Source organism: Streptomyces sp. NPDC111507 (genome assembly GCF_055638955.1).
Genome location: NZ_JBVKBU010000002.1, coordinates 1,058,000 through 1,076,435, shown reverse-complemented (window position 1 = coordinate 1,076,435; position 18,436 = coordinate 1,058,000). Strand labels below are relative to the sequence as shown.

The 18,436-nt window shown below is 70.7% G+C and carries 20 protein-coding genes; 11 read left to right on the top strand and 9 right to left on the bottom strand.

Annotated features, from left to right (window positions below):
• The first annotated feature begins 15 nt into the window (after positions 1 to 15).
• A complete protein-coding gene (locus tag ACZ7M2_RS12425) occupies positions 16 to 441 on the top strand; it encodes an SRPBCC domain-containing protein (RefSeq protein WP_471595153.1) in 426 nt (141 codons plus the stop codon).
• 74 nt (positions 442 to 515) lie between these two features.
• On the opposite strand, the gene ACZ7M2_RS12420 is transcribed toward ACZ7M2_RS12425, so the two are convergent.
• From ACZ7M2_RS12420 to ACZ7M2_RS12390, 7 genes are all read right to left on the bottom strand, one after another.
• Positions 516 to 2,060: an ABC transporter substrate-binding protein gene (locus ACZ7M2_RS12420; RefSeq protein ID WP_471595152.1), complete on the bottom strand. Its 1,545-nt coding sequence runs from the start codon at positions 2,058 to 2,060 to the stop codon at positions 516 to 518.
• Positions 2,060 to 4,168 carry a hypothetical protein gene (locus ACZ7M2_RS12415; RefSeq protein WP_471595151.1) on the bottom strand — a complete coding sequence of 703 codons (2,109 nt, stop codon included), beginning with the start codon at positions 4,166 to 4,168 and terminating at the stop codon, positions 2,060 to 2,062. The genes ACZ7M2_RS12420 and ACZ7M2_RS12415 overlap by 1 nt, the downstream gene beginning before the upstream one ends.
• Positions 4,169 to 4,310: 142 nt before the next feature.
• Positions 4,311 to 5,288 (bottom strand): isopenicillin N synthase family dioxygenase, encoded by a 978-nt coding sequence (locus tag ACZ7M2_RS12410; protein ID WP_471595150.1) that lies wholly within the window; start codon positions 5,286 to 5,288, stop codon positions 4,311 to 4,313.
• Positions 5,269 to 5,727, bottom strand: coding sequence for a nucleoside deaminase (locus tag ACZ7M2_RS12405; protein ID WP_352046317.1), 459 nt, complete (start codon positions 5,725 to 5,727; stop codon positions 5,269 to 5,271). Before ACZ7M2_RS12405 ends, ACZ7M2_RS12410 begins: the two co-directional genes overlap by 20 nt.
• Before the next feature lie 94 nt (positions 5,728 to 5,821).
• Positions 5,822 to 6,925, bottom strand: a complete 1,104-nt coding sequence (locus ACZ7M2_RS12400; protein ID WP_471595149.1) for an abortive phage infection protein — start codon at positions 6,923 to 6,925, stop codon at positions 5,822 to 5,824.
• A gap of 145 nt (positions 6,926 to 7,070) precedes the next feature.
• Complete coding sequence (locus ACZ7M2_RS12395) at positions 7,071 to 7,736, bottom strand: class I SAM-dependent DNA methyltransferase (RefSeq protein WP_471595148.1); 666 nt, start codon at positions 7,734 to 7,736, stop codon at positions 7,071 to 7,073.
• A gap of 47 nt (positions 7,737 to 7,783) precedes the next feature.
• Positions 7,784 to 8,800, bottom strand: coding sequence for a quinone oxidoreductase family protein (locus tag ACZ7M2_RS12390; protein WP_471595147.1), 1,017 nt, complete (start codon positions 8,798 to 8,800; stop codon positions 7,784 to 7,786).
• Positions 8,801 to 8,917: 117 nt separating this feature from the next.
• Between ACZ7M2_RS12390 and ACZ7M2_RS12385 the strand changes: the two genes are divergently transcribed.
• Both ACZ7M2_RS12385 and ACZ7M2_RS12380 read left to right on the top strand, forming a co-directional pair.
• Entirely contained in the window at positions 8,918 to 9,253 is a 336-nt protein-coding gene (locus ACZ7M2_RS12385; protein WP_471595146.1) for an ArsR/SmtB family transcription factor, read from the top strand.
• A gap of 43 nt (positions 9,254 to 9,296) precedes the next feature.
• Positions 9,297 to 9,899, top strand: coding sequence for a hypothetical protein (locus ACZ7M2_RS12380; RefSeq protein WP_471595145.1), 603 nt, complete (start codon positions 9,297 to 9,299; stop codon positions 9,897 to 9,899).
• 72 nt (positions 9,900 to 9,971) lie between these two features.
• Here the strand turns inward: ACZ7M2_RS12380 and ACZ7M2_RS12375 are convergent, their stop codons facing one another.
• Entirely contained in the window at positions 9,972 to 10,379 is a 408-nt protein-coding gene (locus ACZ7M2_RS12375) for a PLD nuclease N-terminal domain-containing protein (RefSeq protein WP_471595144.1), read from the bottom strand.
• 331 nt (positions 10,380 to 10,710) lie between these two features.
• Between ACZ7M2_RS12375 and ACZ7M2_RS12370 the strand changes: the two genes are divergently transcribed.
• The 8 genes from ACZ7M2_RS12370 to ACZ7M2_RS12335 all read left to right on the top strand — a co-directional run bounded on the left by ACZ7M2_RS12370 (position 10,711) and on the right by ACZ7M2_RS12335 (position 17,463).
• On the top strand, positions 10,711 to 12,168 hold the full coding sequence (locus ACZ7M2_RS12370) for a menaquinone biosynthesis decarboxylase (RefSeq protein WP_168494463.1): 1,458 nt from the start codon (positions 10,711 to 10,713) through the stop codon (positions 12,166 to 12,168).
• Between the two features lie 31 nt (positions 12,169 to 12,199).
• Positions 12,200 to 13,105, top strand: a complete 906-nt coding sequence (gene mqnP / locus ACZ7M2_RS12365) for a menaquinone biosynthesis prenyltransferase MqnP (protein WP_471595143.1) — start codon at positions 12,200 to 12,202, stop codon at positions 13,103 to 13,105.
• A gap of 31 nt (positions 13,106 to 13,136) precedes the next feature.
• Positions 13,137 to 13,811, top strand: coding sequence for a UbiX family flavin prenyltransferase (locus ACZ7M2_RS12360; protein WP_054232129.1), 675 nt, complete (start codon positions 13,137 to 13,139; stop codon positions 13,809 to 13,811).
• A gap of 138 nt (positions 13,812 to 13,949) precedes the next feature.
• Positions 13,950 to 14,405, top strand: coding sequence for an Lrp/AsnC family transcriptional regulator (locus ACZ7M2_RS12355; protein WP_352046325.1), 456 nt, complete (start codon positions 13,950 to 13,952; stop codon positions 14,403 to 14,405).
• An 86-nt stretch (positions 14,406 to 14,491) separates the two neighbouring features.
• Entirely contained in the window at positions 14,492 to 15,655 is a 1,164-nt protein-coding gene (mqnE, locus tag ACZ7M2_RS12350; RefSeq protein WP_471595142.1) for an aminofutalosine synthase MqnE, read from the top strand.
• A 181-nt stretch (positions 15,656 to 15,836) separates the two neighbouring features.
• A complete protein-coding gene (locus ACZ7M2_RS12345) occupies positions 15,837 to 16,376 on the top strand; it encodes a GNAT family N-acetyltransferase (RefSeq protein ID WP_471595141.1) in 540 nt (179 codons plus the stop codon).
• 94 nt (positions 16,377 to 16,470) lie between these two features.
• Positions 16,471 to 16,776 carry a DUF4229 domain-containing protein gene (locus ACZ7M2_RS12340; protein WP_054232132.1) on the top strand — a complete coding sequence of 102 codons (306 nt, stop codon included), beginning with the start codon at positions 16,471 to 16,473 and terminating at the stop codon, positions 16,774 to 16,776.
• A gap of 42 nt (positions 16,777 to 16,818) precedes the next feature.
• Positions 16,819 to 17,463, top strand: a complete 645-nt coding sequence (locus ACZ7M2_RS12335) for a TetR/AcrR family transcriptional regulator (protein ID WP_471595140.1) — start codon at positions 16,819 to 16,821, stop codon at positions 17,461 to 17,463.
• A gap of 5 nt (positions 17,464 to 17,468) precedes the next feature.
• Here ACZ7M2_RS12335 and ACZ7M2_RS12330 read toward each other — a convergent pair whose 3' ends face one another.
• Positions 17,469 to 18,305, bottom strand: a complete 837-nt coding sequence (locus tag ACZ7M2_RS12330) for a MaoC family dehydratase (protein WP_471595139.1) — start codon at positions 18,303 to 18,305, stop codon at positions 17,469 to 17,471.
• Positions 18,306 to 18,436 lie beyond the last annotated feature (131 nt).

Here is an 18,436-nt window from a genome sequence, read left to right as displayed (position 1 = left end):
GGCCACGCTGGTGTCATGACCGGAGTGACCCGAGCCATCGAAGAGGGCGCCACCGAGACCCGGGAGGACGGCACCCGCGTCCTGCACTGCCTGGTGCGTTTTCCCCAGCCTGTGGAGAACGTCTGGAAGGCGGTGGCCACGTCCGAGGGCCTGCGGACGTGGTGGGCCGAGGCCGAGGTCTTCGAGCCGCGACTGGGCGGCGCGGTCACGCTGCGCGGGCTGGGCAGCGGTCGTGTCACGGCGTGGGACGTCGAGCGGATCGCCGAGTACACGGTCGAAGGACGGGGCCGGGTCCGGTTCCACCTGGAACCGGACCGCCCGTCAGGCACGACGATCCGCTTCACCCACGAGAGCGCCGAAGGCAAAGACCCGGGCTGGCGCTTGCGCTTCGAAAGACTGATTGCCCACGTGGCAGGCGCCCCGGACACGAGCGCCTCTTAGGGGCGCGGGGAACTGCGCGACCAGCTACATACGACCCGCACCCGCCCGATCACGGAACTCCGACGGCGCCCCCCTCAAGCCGGCGGCAGACACTCCGTGGAGGGCGGCTTCCCCTCGGGCCACGCGATCTTCACAAAGCGAGCCCGTGACTCGGGCGTCAGCTGCACGATCGGCACCGCCTTGTCGTACGGATTGCCGTGGGCGTCCAGACAGACCCACCCGCTCGCCCCGTTCACCCGCAGTTCCTTGCCCTTGACCTGCGGCCACTGGAGCCCGACATCCGCGAGGGCCGGGATCTTCCCCGTCGGCGACGCCCCGCGGATGCCGCGCACGGCGAGCCGCATGGCGTCGTACGCGATGATCAGCTGGCCGTCGTCGAGGGCGATCGGCCCGAGGGGCCCGACCGGCTCCTTCCCGGCACTCCCCAGAAGCGACTGCAGCACCTTCGCGTCGGTCGCGCTGCCGCCCGTCTTCGCGCTGTCCTTCAGCCAGGCGTCCGGGTGGGCCAGGGACGTGTAGCGGACGGTCAGCAGCGGGTCCTTGAGGGCGGCCGGGTCGAGGTCCTTGTCCCCGGCGAGGTAGGAGCCCTCGTCGCCGGTGAGCACGGTGAACCGGCGGTCGTGGCAGCCGCGCTGGCCCAGCATGTTGATGAACTGCCGCAGCTGGGTGTGCCGCCCCGCGAACAGGATGGTGTTCGTGGTGGTCGGCGTGTTGCAGAGGATGTTGGTGATCTGCATGAAGACGTTGGAGGTGCTGCCCTCCTTGCTGCGGTCGGCGGGCGGCGTGAACGGCTGGGCCTCGTAGCGCGAGCCCTTGAGCATCTTCTCGAAGGAGGCCTGGAGCGTGCGCGTGTACGGGTCGCCGGTGCGGTCGTAGACGAGGAAGGCGTTGGCGGCGGAGACCTTGGCGAAGGAGGCGAGGGCGCGGGCCTCGTCGGTGTTGGTGGGGGAGACCCGCGCGAGCCCGGGGAACGGGTCCTTGCCGTTCTGCCCGTTGGCCAGGTCGTCGGCGGTGATCGAACTCCCTATCACCGGGATGCCCCGGCTGGTCAGCTCCTTGACGGCCTTCTTGTTGTTGTCGGTGCTCAGACCGACCCCGGTCACCGCGCGCAGCCGGTCGGAGCCTCCCGTCATGCCCGCCAGCTGGTCGGCCGTGTGCTGCCAGTAGGTGCCGGTGGAGCCGGGGTTGGCCAGCACCAGGCGGATCTTCGGCTTCAGGTCGGTGGTGTCGTGGTTGGCCTGGTACTGGGCCAGATAGGCGCCCTGGAGCTCGTGCAGCACATCGCCCAGGTTGTCGGCGTCGGTGGCGGTGAAGGGTTCGAGGAGTGCGACGGTGACGTAACTGCCGGGCGCCAGGCGGGCGTTCTCGCGATGGATGGCCCGTACGGTGTCGGCGAACTGCGCCCGCCCGAAGGCGTACGTCGTCCACGAGACGCCGACACACTCGTCGCTGCCCTTCGGCTGGACGACGCCGGGTGCGCAGGAGCGATTCTCCTTGGTGGCCGTCATACCGCCCCAGACGCCGAGGCCCGCGAGCACCGCCGCGAGGGTCAGCGCGACATACCTGCGGAAACGAATCTCCCAGACGTCCTCGCGCAGCCAGGTCCACAAGCGCGCCATCACAGGTCCCCGTTCACGTTGTCGTCGTCGTCACCAGGGATGCGCAGAGGGCGGCCGGCGAGCGCGTCGGACGGCCACTCCCGCGAGGCCCGCCACAGCAGCGGGTTGCCCGCGGGCCGCAGGTTCGACAGCTGCTCCAGCTCGAAACGGAGCCGGTCGGACACCTTCGGGTCCGGCAGCACCAGCGGATCGGTGAGCTGCCAGACCGCGTGCAGCAGCCGTCGTATCCGCAGATGCAGTACGGCGTCCACGCTGTCCGGAGGCTGCTGGGCGGCGTCGGTGCGGCCGAGCGCGACGGCCGCCCGGTCGTCGTGACCGCCGTGGCCGCCGAAGTCGTGGCCGTCCGGGTCGTGTGCGTGGTAGTAGGGCGCGGACGCGATGAAGACGAGCGAGGACAGCCAGGTCCCGGTGTCGGCGCGCGGGAAGGTGTCGCGCAGGTGCGCCACCGCGAAGTCGGCCTTGCCGAGCGCGAGTTCGTGGTGCAGCCGATAGCGCGCGCTGTCCGGCTGGTCGCCGTCGCCGTAGTGGTCGATGAGGGCGCGGTGCACGGACTGCCAGCGTGCGTGGTCGGGGTCGTCGTGGTGCAGCCGCAGCAGGAGCAGCGCGCGCAGGAACGGATCGCCCACGAACTGCCCGGCGGCGCTCGGCCGGCCCTCCTCGGCGAGCCGCTCCTCCAGCGCGAGGACCCCCGACGCGCCGAAGTCGTCGGAGAGCTGGACCTCCGCGAGCACGCAGGCCGAGTCGCGGTCGTGGGCCGCGGCGAGCACGGTGAGCTCGTCGAGCCGGCCACCGGGTACGAGCCGGTCGAGCAGCTCCTGATAGGTGGGCCGGCCGTCGTTGTCCTCGTGGACGGCGACGTCGGAGGTGAGCAACTCACCCAGGGACTTGGCCCCTTGGGGGAGGTTCTGGCGGGCGGACTCCGCGAGAAGGGTGACGCCGAGCGGGCTGCCGCCGGACAGCCGGTGGGTGGCGTGCGGGAGTTGAGGGGGGACGGCGAGGCCCTGCGAGACGCCGCCCACGAGGTGCAGGGTGTCGTCCGGGGTCAGCGGCGGCAGCGCGACGAGCAGCGCCCGCGAGGACGGCGAGGTGCCCGGCTCCCAGCCGGTGTGCCGGGCGACCTCGGGGAGGGTGCGGCGGCCGGCGTTGCGCAGCGCTCCATGGGTGTATCCGCGCAGGGCGGCGAAGAAGACGACGTGGTCGGCGATGCCGTCGGCGCGGTCGCGCAGCACCGGTTCCAGCAGGCCGAGGCCCGCCCGTTCCTGCACGTTGTCGATCAGCACGACCGGGCGGCCCAGCCGGTGCGAGCGCTGCATGACCCCCGCGTACGCGTCGTCGAGGTCGGCCAGCAGGGCCCGTACGAGATAGCGCTCGGCGTGGGTGCGGGAGTCGCCGCCCGCCCGGAAGTGCGAGGAGAGCAGGATCAGGCCGAGCTTGGGGTTGCCGCCCGCGTTCGGATAGTCGCGGTACCAGGTGGCGGCCCTGCGCAGCCGGCGGGGAGCGGGGCCGATCCCCTCGGCGAACGCCTCCAGGGTGGCTTCGATGATCGGCGCTATCACGGGACCCGTACCGCTGAGCGAGGCGATGAGCTTGGAGACGACCTTGCTCACCCAGCGGCCCGCGAACCCCGAGAGCCATGAACCGGTCTCGTTCAGCAGCAGGATCCGCTCCGCCTCCTGCCGGATGCGGGGCACGTCACGGTCGCTCCAGCCGCCCGCCGCGACGGCCAGCAGCCCGGACGTCAGGCGTGGAAAGCCGATCCGCCCGGCGCCGGTGACCGGCTCCGCGAGCTGCTCGGCGATGGTGGTGAGCGCCGCTCCCACCGGCGACCAGGACTCCGCGGGCCGCTCGGCGGGTGGCCCGGCGAACTGCCGTTCCTCGCCGTCGATCAGCGCGACCGGTGTGTGCCCGCGGTAGGCGTCGTGCAGCTCCCGCAGTACGGCGCTCTTGCCGAGCCCCCGCCCGCCCGCGAACACCACGAAGGGCAGTTCCTTCGGGTGTTCGTACGGGTTCGCGCGCAGCTGGTACGGGCGCAGGCCGACGAGCCGTGATGCAAGACCGGGCGGATCGGTGTCGAACAACGCTCCGCGTCCGTGCAGCCCTCTGTGCACCGCATCTCCCCCTGGCGCGGTCCGGTCCTGCTCTGTGCTGCTGTGAGGTCTATCAACACCAGTGTAAAAAGGGGGAGTTGATTCGGACTAGGGCATGGGATGTCCGTTTGGTTACGAAAATTGGCCGCGCCTTTTCGCCCGCCTATCCCACGGTGATCGAATCCAGCTTTTCGCGCAGATAAACATGGGAGTCGACGGGCGGGTACGCGACGCGGCCCACCGGCGCGGGGACCGACTCCACCACCGTCCCCGGCGTGCACTCGCCGAAGTAGACCAGCGACATCAGCTCCTCGGCCGGCGCGTCGGCGGGCGGAGGCAGCACACGGTGCCGGCCCGAGCGCCACCGGTCACCCGTCCAGCGGGCCATCAGGTCGCCGATGTTGATCGTGAACGCCGCCGGGTCGAAGGGCGCGTCCTCCCAGCCGCCCTCGTCGGTGAAGACCTGGAGTCCGCCCTGTCCGGCTTGCCGGTCCAGGATCGTCACCGTCCCGAAGTCCGTGTGCGGACCGATGCGGAACTGGCCGGGCTCGGGCTCGCCGACGACATCCGTGCCCGGATACCAGTTGACGTTGAAGCCGTACGTGGGACGGCCCATGTGCCGGGTGAAGAAGTCCGGCTCCAGGCCGAGCGCCTCGCCGAGGAGAGCGAGGAGGTGGTTCTCCAGTTCACCCATGCGCGCCAGGTACTCCTCGCACAGCTTCTGGAGTTCCGGGGCCTCGGCGGGCCAGACGTTCGGCGCGTACCACTCCGCGTTGGTCTCCGGGTCCTCGAAGGGCTCGTGCGTCGCGAAGGTCAGCGACTCCTTGAGGTCGGGAGGCGTCCGCGTACCCTCCGAGTAGCCGTTGGCCTCGGCACCCGGGCCGAGCCAGCCGCGCCCGCCGACCTGGGCGGCGTACGGCTGCTTGGTTTCCGTGGGCAGGGTGAAGAAGGTGCGCGCGGCCTCGCGGATGCGGGTGCGCAGGGCCGGGTCCACGCCATGGCCGGTGACGAGGAGGAAACCGGCGCTCCGGAGGGCCTCGTCGACGGTGCGGGCGATGCGGGCACGGGTCTCGGGGTCGCCGTCCAGCCAGGGCCGCAGGTCGATGGTCGGGATGCGGGGCTCAGACACCGATGTCCTCATTCCACAGGGCCGGGTTCTTCTCGATGAAGTCGCGCATGAGGGCCGCGCACTCGGGGTCGTCCAGGAGCACGATCTCCACGCCGTGCTCGGCCAGCCAGTCGTGGCCGCCGTGGAAGGTCTCCGCCTCGCCCACCACGACCCGCGAGATGCCGAACTGGCGCACCAGGCCGGAGCAGTACCAGCACGGCGACAGGGTCGTCACCATGGTCGTACCGCGGTACGAACGCTGTCGTCCCGCGTCACGGAACGCGGACGTCTCCGCGTGCAGGGACGGGTCGTCGTCCTGGACCCGCCGGTTGTGGCCGCGGCCCAGAAGCGTGCCGTCCGCGCCGTACAGCGCGGCGCCGATGGGGATGCCGCCCTCCGCCAGCCCGGCGCGGGCCTCCGCGACGGCGGTCGACAACCACACCCGTGCCTGTGCCTGATCGATGCGCTCCATGACACCACTCTCCTGTGGCCGGAACACGAGGGCAACGTGCGGAAAATACCCTCCGGCCCGACCTGCCCCGATCCGATCCGGTCCGACCCCGCCGTCAGCAGGGGTGTGCGCGGGCCCGTGCGTACTGCCGGGCCAGCGCGCGGAAGGACTCCTTCGGCTCCCAGTGCCATCCGCCGCGGCGGTCCTCGATCGTCTTCACGATGCCGTAGCTCGCCATGTCGAGATCGTGGCGGGGGTCGCGGGGGCGGTGCGGGGCGTCGGGGGTGATGAAGGTGTACGCCATCGCCGAGTACAGGCCCATCGACTCGAACACCGACAGCACGTCCGTCAGATACGCGGCCTGGGTGCGCTCACTGCGGACGAGACCGCCCTTGATCTCCGGCGGCTCCTTTCCGTGGTCGACGACGTCCCAGCCCATGCCGCCCTTCTCCGGCGCGCCCTCGAAGGTGCAGCAGCCGAACTCCATGACGGCGACGGGCTTCCCGAAACGCCGCAGCGCGGCGAGGTCGCGGACGTAGGCGTTCCGGTCCGGGAAGTAGCCGTAGTAGTCGACACCGACGAGGTCGAAGAGGCCCCAGTCGACGTCCTCGTCCTGAGCGGCGGCGTAGGTGAGCCGCCCGCGGAAGACGGTCCTGCCCACGGACGCCGCCTTCGCCGTGAACTGGTGCAGGCGCCGTGCCATCAGTACGGGATCGAAGTCGCCCTTGAGCAGATGCTCGACGCGCTCCTGGGCGTTGGCGCCGGGCACGATCCCGGGCACGTACAGCACGAACTCGCAGCCGACGCTGAGATGCACTCCCGCGCCTTGTCGCCGCAGCCGCTCGGCGAACCGGCCCGTCTCCGCGAGGTGGTCGAGGATCTCGCGTTCCGGTACGTCGCCCAGGGCCGGCTCCAGCCAGACGTTCAGACCGAGCTCCGCCGCCTCGGCCGCGGTGGCGGTGAGCCGTTCGACGCCGTCGCCGGTGATCTTCACGGAGTCGGCGTGCAGGTCGTGCGCGATGGCGCGCAGGTCGCGGCGCATGCGCCCGGGGCTCCACCCGGTCCTCGGCGTCTCCCCGTCCGTCACCTCGTACACCACACCCCGGTACGTCAGCCCTGGCCGACGCCCCGTCGCCCCGGCCCGCCCGACCGGCAGCACCACCGCGCCCCCGGCCCCCGCGGCCATCCCCATGAACCGTGCCCGAGTGATCCCCCGCATCGCGCCTCCCCGTGTCCGTCCCGCGAACCCCAGTCTGGGAAACGGCCCCGCACCCCGCAGTCCACCGATGGTCTACGGACGACCGACGAAAGTACCGACGGGCCCCGAGCGCACGTCACATCTCGGACACCGCCTCGCGTCAGTGTCAGGCCGGCGATTCCGGCTTGCGGGCCAGGACGAACGCCTGCGGGGTCTTCTCGTGGGCGTCGGCCTCGCGGACGAGGCGGGCGACCTCCACCAGCCCCGCCTCGCGCAGCAGCTCGGCGACGCGCTCGGGTGGGAAGCGGTAGACGTCGAGGTCCAGGTCATGGCCGTACGCGTGATCGAGGTGCACGCGCTCGTCGCCCACCTTGAAGGCGATCAGCAGATGACCGCCCGGCGCCAGGACTCGGTGGAACTCCTTGAAGAACAGGGGGAGTTCGTCCAACGGCGTGTGCACGGTGGAGTACCAGACGAGGGCGCCGGCGAGTGCGGCGTCCTCGATGCCGAGGTCCGTCATCGTGCCCACCTCGAAGCGGAGGTGCGGATGGCTGCGACGGGCCACGGCGACCATCTGCGGCGACAGATCGATCCCGTACGCGTCCAGCCCGAGACCCTCCAGGTGGATCGTCACCCGCCCCGGCCCGCACCCGAGGTCCGCGACCTGCCCGCCCCCGCCGTCCCGCACCTTCTCCGCGAAGGCGGCGAGCATGGCCCGGTCGAAGGGCTTGTGCTCCAACTCGGCCTTGAGGAGCTCGTTGTACTCGACGGCGACGGTGTCGTACGACGCCCTGGTGGCGTCCGGGCGGGAGGTCATGGGGTGGGAGGTCATGGCGAGGGAGACTAGCCGGGTGGACTGACAGTCCTGATGAGTTCTCGTCACGCGACGGCGGAGTCCCCGGCCGTGCCGTGGGCGCGCAGCAACAGCTTTCCCGTGCTTGTCCGTGTTCCCATCAGCCGGTGTGCCTCCGCCGCGTCCGGCAGGGCGAACTCCGCCGTCACCGGCAGGGCCACCACCCCGTCGACCACCGTGCGGAAGGCGCGTTCGGTGAGGGCGCGCAGTGCGGCCGGGGACGTCTGGGCCAGGGTGAGGATGGAGAAGCCGGAGACCGAGAGGGCCAGGGGGTAGAGGTCCGGCTGGCCCACCTGCCACGGCTGCGCCCCGCTCGCGTTGCCGAAGGAGACCAGGCGGCCGAAGGGGGCGAGGGAGTCGAGGCAGGCCCGGAGGGTTTCGCCGCCGACCGGGTCGAGGGCCAGGTCGACCCCGCGACCGTCCGTCGCCTCGCGCACCTCCTTGGCGAAGGAGGGGGTGGAGTCGGAGGAGGCGACGAAGACCTCGTCGTAACCGTGCTCCCGCGCGTACTCGGCCTTCGCCGCGCTCGACACCACCCCGTAGACCGCCCCGGCCCCCGCCGCGCTCGCCAGCTGCCCCAGCACCGTGCCCACCCCGCCCGCCGCGCCCTGCACGAGCACCGTCTCGCCGGGCTGGAGCCGGCCCACGGTGTGGATCAGGGCGTACGCGGTGGGCAGCACGGTGGGGAGGGTCGCGCCGGTGCGCAGGTCCACGCCGGGCGGCAGCGGGAAGACGGTCACCGCGTCGGCGACGACGACGTCCGCGTACGCGCCCCCCTGTGTCAGGGCCGCCACCTCCTGCCCCACGGCGAGGCCGGTGACCCCCGCGCCGAGGGCCCGGACACGGCCCGAGGCCTCCAGGCCGGGGACGAAGGGCAGGGCGGGCACCCGGTAGCCCTCGGCCCGCGCCTTGAGGTCGGCGAAGTTCACGCCGGTGTACGCCACGTCGATGCTCACCTGCCCCGGACCCGGCGCGGGCACCTCCGCCTCGACGACCCTCAGTACCTCGGGACCGCCGTACTCCTGGATCTCGACCGCGCGCATGGCACACCTCTCACGAGAACTCGTCCGCTCGACTGTTCAATGAAAACCGAACACCCGGGAGTGTATGGTTTCCATCGAACACTCGGCAAGGTGTGAAAGATCTGAGGGGAGTCGGGCGTGGTGGAACGAGCGAGTCACCGGGCCGCCCCGGAGCACACCCATCCCGACGACGTTCCGGTCCAGACCGCCCTCGCCGCGCTCGCCGACCCCGTACGCGTCACCCTCGTGAGGGAGTTGGCCGACTCGGCGGAGTGGACGCGCAGTTGCGGCAGCTTTGACGTGCCCGTCGGCAAGGCGGCCCTCAGCCACCACTTCGCGGTGCTGCGCGGGGCGGGTCTGGTGGAGCAGCGCGACGAGGGCCCCAAGCGCGTCAACCGCCTGCGCCGCGCGGAGTTCGAGGCCCGCTTCCCCGGACTCCTCGACCTGGTTCTGCGCGAGGACTCGACGCACTGAACCGATTCGCCGCCTCCCGCGTCAAAGGGGCATGAAGAAGCGTGTGAGGGGTCGGACGGCCACCGGTGTCACCGTGACCGGTGCCGTCGTGCTGCTGGGGGCGCTGCTCCAGGGATCGAGCGCCGTCGCGCAGGCCGAGCCCGCGCACGCCGCGCCCGTCACCGCCACCTGCGTCGGCACGCGCCCGGCCGGGAGCCTTCCCGACCGCGGCGCCGAGGACTTCACCCCGCTGGACCGCACCCTGGCCCACGTCGGCAGGATGGGGGAGTCCGCCCGCTACGCCGCCGTCTACACGGGCATGTCGGTCGACGAGGAGGACCGGGCCACGGACGTGTACCGCATGCCGTCCGCCTCCTTCGACGCCGACCTCTGCGGCGCCGCCGAGAAGGGCGTCACGGTGCGGCTGCACGACACCGATGCCAACCGGACCGACCTGGAGGCCCTCGCCGACCGGATCGCCGAGGACATGACCCGCTGGAACGGCACCTTCGACCTGCGCGAAGTCGGCGTGGACGAGGCCGGGTTCGTGTTCGTGGGTGTCGACGACCCCACCGCCGCCGCGCCCCTCGTCAAGAAGGCCTTCGGCGCACGGCACATCGAGGTGGGGTACGCCGAACAGGCCTCGCTGCTGAGCACCACCGGCTGACCGCTCAGCCCGCGCGGGGCACCCGCCGCACGGTCGCGACCTTCTCGAAGGTGACGAGCGGCCGTAGCTCCATCAGCTCTCGGACTCCTCGCCGGCCTCGCGCCGCCGCAGCTCCTCCTCGCGGCGCCGCAGGTTGGCCTCCCAGTCCTTCAGGAGTGCCTCGTCCTTGACGTTCTTGGAGGGGGCGGGCTCCGCGCCGAGGGAGTTCAGGAACTCGGGGTTGTCGTCGGGGGCGACGTACTGCGGGCGCTGGTCGCGGTGCCACTCGGAGGGCGTGACGCCTCGGGTCGGGCCCCGGCCGACCTTGCCCGCGACGAGCCAGGCGATCGGTCCGACCAGTACCTCGCCGAAGAGCAGGATGATGATCACCCACACCACCTTGGGCAGGCTTCGGACCTCTTCCTCCGGGGTGTTCAAGCAGTCGATGAACGCGTAGATCCACAGCGCCAGGACCAGCAGGAACGGCAGATACCTGAGCATGGCGGAACGGTCCCCCAGTGGACGGTGGCGGGGCGGTGCGGGGCCCCGGTGACGCGCACAGGGTAGCGGCTGACTTCAACGGGGGGGATGACACTTTCCCCGCACCCCTGAAAGCCTCGGCCCGGTCGGCCCTCATCACTCAGCCCGTCCGGCGTTCGAGGACGCGGCCGTTCAGGCCGGCAGGGGGTCTGGGGGCGTAGCCCCCGGCGGGGTGGAAGGGGCGGCGCCCCTGGGACGGGACGGGTAGGGGCGGCGGGGCGAGAGGGGTGGTGCCGCTTGCGGCGGTGGGGCGCACGTCGGTGTCGGGTGGGCCTCAGCGATACTTGGACGCATGGCTTACGACGATCTTCGATCCCTGCTGAGGGCGCTGGAGCGCGAGGGCGACCTCAAGCGCATCAAGGCCGAGGTGGACCCGTATCTGGAGGTCGGGGAGATCGTCGACCGGGTGCAGAAGGCGGGTGGACCGGCGCTGCTCTTCGAGAACGTGCGCGGGTCCGCCATGCCGCTCGCCATGAATGTCTTCGGCACCGACCGGCGGCTGCTGAAGGCCCTCGGCCTGAAGTCGTACGGCGAGATCAGCGAGAAGATCGGCGGCTTGCTCAGGCCCGAGCTCCCGCACGGCTTCGTCGGCGTACGCGAGGCCTTCGGCAAGCTCGGCGCGATGACCCACGTACCGCCGAAGAAGGTGAAGTCCGACAACGCGCCCGTGCAGGAGGTCGTGCTGCACGGTGAGGACGTCGACCTGGACGCCCTCCCCGCACTCTTCACCTGGCCCCAGGACGGCGGCTCCTTCTTCAACCTCGGGCTCACCCACACCAAGGACCCGGAGAGCGGAATCCGCAACCTCGGGCTCTACCGCCTCCAGCGCCACGACAAGCGCACCATCGGCATGCACTGGCAGATCCACAAGGACAGCCGCAACCACTACCAGGTGGCGGCGAGGAGGGGAGAGCGACTGCCGGTCGCGATCGCCTTCGGGTGTCCCCCCGCCGTGACCTACGCCTCCACCGCCCCCCTGCCCGGTGACATCGACGAGTACCTCTTCGCCGGCTTCATCCAGGGCAAGCGGATCGAGATGGTGGACTGCAAGACCGTGCCGCTGCAGGTGCCCGCGAACGCGGAGGTCGTGCTCGAAGGGTGGCTGGAGCCGGGGGAGATGCTCCCGGAGGGGCCCTTCGGTGACCACACCGGGTTCTACACGCCCCAGGAGCCCTTCCCGGCGCTGACCATCGACTGCGTCACCATGCGCAAGCGGCCGCTGCTCCAGTCGATTGTCGTGGGGCGGCCCCCGACGGAGGACGGTCCTCTCGGGCGGGCGACCGAGCGCTTCTTCCTCCCCCTGCTGAAGATCATCGTGCCGGACATCGTGGACTACCACCTCCCCGAGGCCGGCGGTTTCCACAACTGCGCGATCGTCGCGATCGACAAGAAATACCCCAAGCACGCACAAAAGGTGATGCATGCCGTCTGGGGGGCACACATGATGTCCCTCACGAAGCTCATCGTGGTCGTGGACTCGGACTGCGACGTCCACGATCTGCACGAGGTCGCGTGGCGGGCCCTCGGCAACACCGACTACGCCCGCGACCTCACCGTCGTCGAAGGCCCCGTCGATCATCTCGACCACGCCTCCTACCAGCAGTTCTGGGGCGGCAAGGCGGGCATCGACGCGACGAGGAAGTGGCCCGAGGAGGGCTACACCCGGGACGGGGGATGGCCGGAAATGGTTCTCTCCGACCCGGAGACGGCGGCGACGGTCGACCGCCGCTGGAAGGAGTACGGCCTGTGAGGTCCATCAACAGCACGAGGGCGGCCGGCCGGTGACCAGCGCATCCGCCGCGCTCCCGCAGCAGCCGGGGCGCACCAAGGCCTTCCTCCGGCTCGTCATGATCGAGCACTCCGTCTTCGCGCTGCCCTTCGCCTACACCGCCGCGCTGACCGCGATGTTCGAGTGGGACAGGAACATCCACTGGGGCAGGCTGCTGCTCGTCACGATCGCGATGGTCGGGCTGCGCACGTTCGCGATGGCGGCGAACCGGATCATCGACCGCGAGATCGACGCCCGCAACCCGCGCACGGCCCACCGTGAGCTGGTCACCGGCGCGATGAGCGTGAAGCACGCGTGGACGGGCGCGCTGGTCGCGCTGGTCTTCTTCCTGGGCGCCGCGGCTCTCCTGAACCCCCTGTGCCTGGCCCTCGCCCCCATCGCGGTGATCCCGATGGTGGTGTACCCGTACGGCAAGCGGTTCACGAACTTCCCGCAGGCCATCCTGGGTCTGGCCCAGGCGATGGGCCCGATCGGCGGCTGGCTGGCGATCTCCGGCGAGTGGTCGTGGGACGCCGTCATCCTGGGGCTCGCGGTCGGGATCTGGATCGGCGGCTTCGACCTGATCTACGCCTGCCAGGACGTCGACACGGACCGCGAGATCGGGGTCATGTCGGTACCGGCGCGCTTCGGTATCCCCGCCGCGATCTGGGGCGCGCGCGGCTGCCACGCCGTCACCACCGCGCTGTTCGCCTGGTACGCCGTCGCCACCGACGCGGGCGCGTTCTTCTGGTTCGGCCTGCTGATCGTCGCGGGCGCTTTCCTCTACGAGCACTCCATCGTGAAGCCGCACGACCTGTCCCGTCTGAACCGCGCGTTCTTCCAAGTCAACGGATTCATCGGCATCGCCCTGTTCGTGTGTGCCCTGCTCGATCTGCTGGTCCGCGGGCTCACGGTCTGAACCCCGACAGCCGCCGGATACCCTCGACATCATGAAGCCAGGACAGACGCAGCGCCGGCCTTGGATCGTGGGGGTGTCGGGTGCCTCCGGTACGCCCTACGCCGCCTCCGTGCTGCGGGCGCTCCTGGCGGCGGGGGAGAGCGTCGACCTGGTGGTCTCGCGCGCCTCGCGGCTCACGCTGCTCGACGAGACCGGCCTCCCCTTCCGGGATGCCCACTGGCAGGACGACCTGCGGGAATGGCTGGCGCGTGGCGCGGACGGCAAGCCCGGCACCTTTGACGTGCGCATCGAGGACGTACGGCACTGGAGCGCCGGTGACCTGGCGGCGGGGCCGTCCTCGGGCTCGTACCCCTCGAAGGGCATGCTGATCGTGCCGGCCTCGACGGCCTGTGTGGCCGGAGTCGCCCTGGGGCTGTCGAAGGATCTGCTGCAGCGCGCGGCGAGTGTGACGCTCAAGGAGGGGCGCAAGCTCGTCGTCGCCGTCCGCGAGACCCCGTTGAACGGGCAGACGCTGCGCCATCTGGTCTCCCTGGACGACGCGGGCGCCACCGTGCTGCCCGCCTCGCCGGCGTTCTACGCGGGAGCCACTCACATCCAGGACCTGGTGGACTTCGTCGCCGGGCGGGTGCTGGACGCGGCGGGTGTCGAACACGGGCTGTACCGCCGGTGGGAGGGCGAACTCGGCGGCGGTTCCCGGGCGACCTGAGCGGCCACGGCCGAGCACCTGTGAAGCGAAGCACGTACGACCGGAACACGTACGACCGGAACACGCACGACCCGAGCACCACTGAGCAACATCGCACCACTCACGACTCACACACTTCAGCGGAAGGCTAGCGATCGCATGGACGCGGTGGACAGGCAGCTCATCCAGGCCCTGAGAGAGAACGGCCGGGCCTCCTACGCGGAGCTGGGGCGCCTCGTCGGTCTGTCGGGACCCAGCGTCACCGACCGCATCAACCGGCTGGAGGCGGCCGGGGTCATCACCGGTTACCGCGCCACCGTCGACTCCGCCTCGCTCGGTCTCGGCGTCACCGCCCTGATCGGCATCTCGCTCTCCGACGCCGCCGACCACGAGGACGTGGCCCGGCGGATGCGGGACCTCGGCGAGATCGAGGACTGCTGGTTCATCGCGGGCGACGACTCGTTCATGCTCAAGGTGCGGGCGAGTGATGTCGACGGGCTGGAGAAGACCATCCGACGGCTCTCGGGGACGAAGGGTGTCTCCCGGACCCGTACGACGATCGTGCTCTCCACGAAGTGGGAGAACCGGGTCGGAGAGCTGCCCGAGGAGAGCTAGGGCACGAAGTGCCTGATGGGGGCCCCTCTCGCCCGGAGGGCGGGGGAGTACGGTTTACGAAGTCTGTCTGAGGAAGAGGTAGTGCCATGGACGTCGGGCTCAAGCGCGAGCTGGAGCAGAAGGTTCGAGCCGGTGAGCGGCTGTCCCGCGAGGACGGCATCGCGCTGTACGAGTCGGACGACCTGGCCTGGCTGGGCGGGCTCGCCCACGAGGTGCGCACGCGCAAGAACGGCGACGTCGTCCACTTCAACGTCAACCGCCACCTCAACATGACGAACGTGTGCACCGCGTCCTGCGCGTACTGCTCGTTCCAGCGCAAGCCGGGCGAGAAGGACGCGTACACGATGCGCATCGAGGAGGCCGTCCGCCTCGCCAAGGCGATGGAGAACGACAACCTCACCGAGCTGCACATCGTCAACGGCCTGCACCCGAACCTGCCGTGGCGCTACTACCCGCGGTCGCTGAGCGAGCTGAAGAAGGCGCTCCCGAACGTCTCCCTGAAGGCCTTCACGGCGACGGAGATCCACCACTTCGAGACCATCTCCGGGCTGTCGGCGTCGGAGATCCTCGACGAGCTGATCGAGGCGGGCCTCGAGTCCCTCACCGGTGGCGGCGCGGAGATCTTCGACTGGGAGGTCCGCCAGCACATCGTGGACCACCGCACGCACTGGGAGGACTGGTCGCGCATCCACCGGCTCGCGCACGAGAAGGGTCTGAAGACCCCGTGCACGATGCTGTACGGACACATCGAGGAGCCCCGCCACCGCGTCGACCACGTCCTCAGGCTCCGCGAGCTCCAGGACGAGACCGGCGGCTTCCAGGTCTTCATCCCGCTGCGCTACCAGCACGACTTCGTGGACATGAAGGACGGCAAGGTCCGCAACCGGCTCCAGGCGCGCACCCAGATGGCGACCGGCGCCGAGGCCCTGAAGACCTTCGCGGTCTCCCGTCTCCTCTTCGACAACGTGCCGCACGTCAAGGTCTTCTGGGTGATGCACGGCGTGCAGACCGCGCAGCTCGCCCTCCAGCACGGTGCCGACGACATGGACGGCTCGGTCGTCGAGTACAAGATCACGCACGACGCGGACAACTACGGCACGCCGAACAAGCTGACCCGCGAGGACCTGCTCGACCTGATCCGCGACGCGGGCTTCCAGCCGGTCGAGCGCAACACCCGTTACGAGATCATCCGCGAGTACGACGGCCCGGACCCGGCGCGCCGCGAGTCGCCGCAGCCGATGCGCCTCTGACGTTCCGCCGTCCGGTCGTACGCCCATGACGGCCCCTGGGCCGGTTCCCTCCTCGCGGAGGGGGCCGGCCTTTCGCTTCGTGCGACGACTGCGCCGTCGTGTTCCGGAAGTCCAACCGGGCGTGGACGGGCGACATCCGCAGTTGGTCCACTCCGACCTCGGTGTTCTACGCTCGGTGGCCGTGCCACTGACCTTCACCCTGTTCACCCGTGACGCGAAGCCGCCCCGCCCCCTGCCCGACCAGCTGCTCACCCTCTGGACGGATGTCACCAACGCGGGCGGTGCGGTCGGCTTCGTGCCGCCGGTGACCGCCGTCGACATACGCCCCCGCGCCGAGGCCCACCTCACCGCGATAGCCGAGGGCCGCACCCGGCTCCTCGCCGGGTTCACCGCCGACGGCCGACTCGCCGCCACCGCGTTCCTCGCGCTCAACGACCACCCCCTCATGCGCCACTGGGCCTGGCTGTACACCGTCATGGTCGACCCGGGCCTCCAGGGCCGCGGCTACGGCGCCGACCTGCTCCGCGAGGCCGAGGACCGGGCCCGCGCGCTCGGCCTGGAGGGACTGCGCCTCACCTGCCGGGGCGGGGAGGGACTGGAACGCTTCTACGCGTCCTGTGGCTACAAGGAGATCGGCCGGGCGCCCGACGCGCTGCGTGTCGCGCCGGGCGACGACCGCGACGAGATCACGATGCTGCTGCCTCTCCCGCGCACCGACTGAGGCCCCCCTGCGCGCCGGGAACGCCGGGCGTGCTTCACTGGACGGTGCCCTTTGGGAACGTTCGAAACGGTTCGGAACGGAAGAGTGGATTGACATGGGCCGCTACACACTGATGCGCCTCGGCGTCTTCGCCGGCTGCCTCGTGGTCGTCTGGGGCCTCGTCTACCTGGGCATCGCCCCGCGCGGCCTGGGTGACTCCAACTACATGTGGATCGTCCTGCTCGCGCTGGTGATCTCCGCGCCCATCAGTTTCGTCGTGCTGCGCAAGGAGCGCGACCGCGCCTCCGCCCAGGTCGTCGCGCGCGTGGATCGCATGAAGACCAACCTGGAGCAGAACCGCAGCCAGGAGGACGGCGTGGACGACGCCACCCGCGGCGGCGTGCAGGGCCAGACCTCGTAACGCTGTACCGGGCCGACGGCGGCCGATCGTACGCTTGCCCATATGGGTGCTGTGAAGAACAAGCGGATGCCGCGCGCGGTACGTGAACAGCAGATGCTGGACGCCGCCGTGCGGACCTTCGGGCAGTTGGGGTACCAATCCGCTTCGATGGACGAGATCGCCGATCTGGCGGGCGTGTCCAAGCCGTTGGTGTATCTGTACCTGAACTCCAAGGAAGACCTCTTCACCGCCTGCATCCGCCGCGAGGCGGCCGCACTGACCACGGCGGTACGCGCGGGCGTCCAGCCCGGTCTGCCCGCCGACCGTCAACTCTGGGCAGGCCTGCGGGCGTTCTTCACGCACACGGCGGAGAATCCGGACGGCTGGGCGGTCCTGCACCGTCAGGCGCGCACGCACGGCGAGCCGTTCGCGGCCGAGGTCGCGGCGATGCGCGAGGAACTCGTCGCGTTCGTCACCCAGCTGATCGTGGTCGCCGCGCGCGAGGCCCACCGTGACCCGTCCCTGCCCGAACGGGAGGTCGCCGGACTCGCCGAGGCCCTCGTCGGCGCCGCCGAGTCCCTCGCCGCCTGGGCCAACGCCACGCCGGGCGTCTCCGCGAAGCAGGCCGCGGCGACCCTGATGAACTTCGCCTGGGCGGGCCTGGGCGACCTGATGGAGAACCGCCCGTGGACGCCCCCGCAGGACTGACCCCTTCACCGTACGGGCTGTAGGTCGCCCGTCAGATGCAGGCGTCCGGAGTCCGTGCCGCGGAGCTCGAACGCGGGGCCGTCGGCGGCGTAGGTGACCGTGCCCGGGAGGAGGACGGGGGCCTTGAAGTCGGCACGCAGACGTACCGCGTCCTGAGGACCCTGTTCCGCGAGACAACGGGCCACCGTCCACATGCCGTGCGCGATGGCGCGGGGAAAGCCGAACAGGCGGGCGGTGAGGGGGTGCAGGTGAATGGGGTTGCGGTCCCCCGAGGCGGCACCGTACCGCCGCCCCACGTCACCACCGAGCCGCCACTCGGCACGGACGGGGAGGGGCTTGCCGTCGCCCGGCTCCCGCGGGGGCGTGGACGTCGGCTCCCCGGCCGTCCGGTGCCGCGCGAGATAGACACTCCTCGACTCCCACACCACCTCGCCGCCGACGCTCGCCTCGGTCACGACGCAGGCCTGCGTCCCACGGCGATGGGGTTCCAACCCCGCGACGCGCACGCCGAGTTCGTACGCCTCTGAGGCCGCCAGTGCCTTGCGCTGGGTGATCTGGATCGAGGTGTGGACGAGCCCGAGCAGCGGCAGGGGGAACGAGCGGCTCGCCATGATCCGCATGGCGAGCGGAAACCCGAGGACGTGCGGATACGTCACCGGCAGCGCGTCCGCCCCCGTGGCGAACCCGCAGACCCGCTCGTACGTGGTGAGCCGGGCGAGATCGATACGGACGTCCGGGAGAACGAGGCGGGTCGGCGGGACGTGGGCGTCCGGGCGGGGTCGCTTGAAGGGCGAGAGGAAGGCGCCCTGGGCGAGGAGAGGGGTCAGGTAGCGGTCGGCCATGGTCCAACTCCAGGCTCGGGTGTATTTACTCCGGAGTCAGGTTACCCACGGTAAGGCAACGTCAATACCTGCCGGGGCAGAGAGCCACCACTGCCGGAGTGGCCGCCGTGTCACCCGCTGCCGTGTACCCG

Bases quoted from the DNA above. Each gene is read 5' to 3' on its own strand.
- ACZ7M2_RS12420 (WP_471595152.1), bottom strand. From the start codon at position 2,060: ATGGCGCGCTTGTGGACCTGGCTGCGCGAGGACGTCTGGGAGATTCGT.
- ACZ7M2_RS12400 (WP_471595149.1), bottom strand. From the start codon at position 6,925: ATGCGGGGGATCACTCGGGCACGGTTCATGGGGATGGCCGCGGGGGCC.
- ACZ7M2_RS12395 (WP_471595148.1), bottom strand. From the start codon at position 7,736: ATGACCTCCCACCCCATGACCTCCCGCCCGGACGCCACCAGGGCGTCG.
- ACZ7M2_RS12335 (WP_471595140.1), top strand. From the start codon at position 16,819: ATGGGTGCTGTGAAGAACAAGCGGATGCCGCGCGCGGTACGTGAACAG.
- mqnE (WP_471595142.1), top strand. From the start codon at position 14,492: ATGGACGTCGGGCTCAAGCGCGAGCTGGAGCAGAAGGTTCGAGCCGGT.
- ACZ7M2_RS12410 (WP_471595150.1), bottom strand. From the start codon at position 5,288: ATGAGGACATCGGTGTCTGAGCCCCGCATCCCGACCATCGACCTGCGG.
- ACZ7M2_RS12330 (WP_471595139.1), bottom strand. From the start codon at position 18,305: ATGGCCGACCGCTACCTGACCCCTCTCCTCGCCCAGGGCGCCTTCCTC.
- ACZ7M2_RS12405 (WP_352046317.1), bottom strand. From the start codon at position 5,727: ATGGAGCGCATCGATCAGGCACAGGCACGGGTGTGGTTGTCGACCGCC.
- ACZ7M2_RS12355 (WP_352046325.1), top strand. From the start codon at position 13,950: ATGGACGCGGTGGACAGGCAGCTCATCCAGGCCCTGAGAGAGAACGGC.
- ACZ7M2_RS12375 (WP_471595144.1), bottom strand. From the start codon at position 10,379: ATGCTCAGGTATCTGCCGTTCCTGCTGGTCCTGGCGCTGTGGATCTAC.
- ACZ7M2_RS12340 (WP_054232132.1), top strand. From the start codon at position 16,471: ATGGGCCGCTACACACTGATGCGCCTCGGCGTCTTCGCCGGCTGCCTC.
- ACZ7M2_RS12390 (WP_471595147.1), bottom strand. From the start codon at position 8,800: ATGCGCGCGGTCGAGATCCAGGAGTACGGCGGTCCCGAGGTACTGAGG.
- ACZ7M2_RS12370 (WP_168494463.1), top strand. From the start codon at position 10,711: ATGGCTTACGACGATCTTCGATCCCTGCTGAGGGCGCTGGAGCGCGAG.
- ACZ7M2_RS12425 (WP_471595153.1), top strand. From the start codon at position 16: ATGACCGGAGTGACCCGAGCCATCGAAGAGGGCGCCACCGAGACCCGG.
- ACZ7M2_RS12360 (WP_054232129.1), top strand. From the start codon at position 13,137: ATGAAGCCAGGACAGACGCAGCGCCGGCCTTGGATCGTGGGGGTGTCG.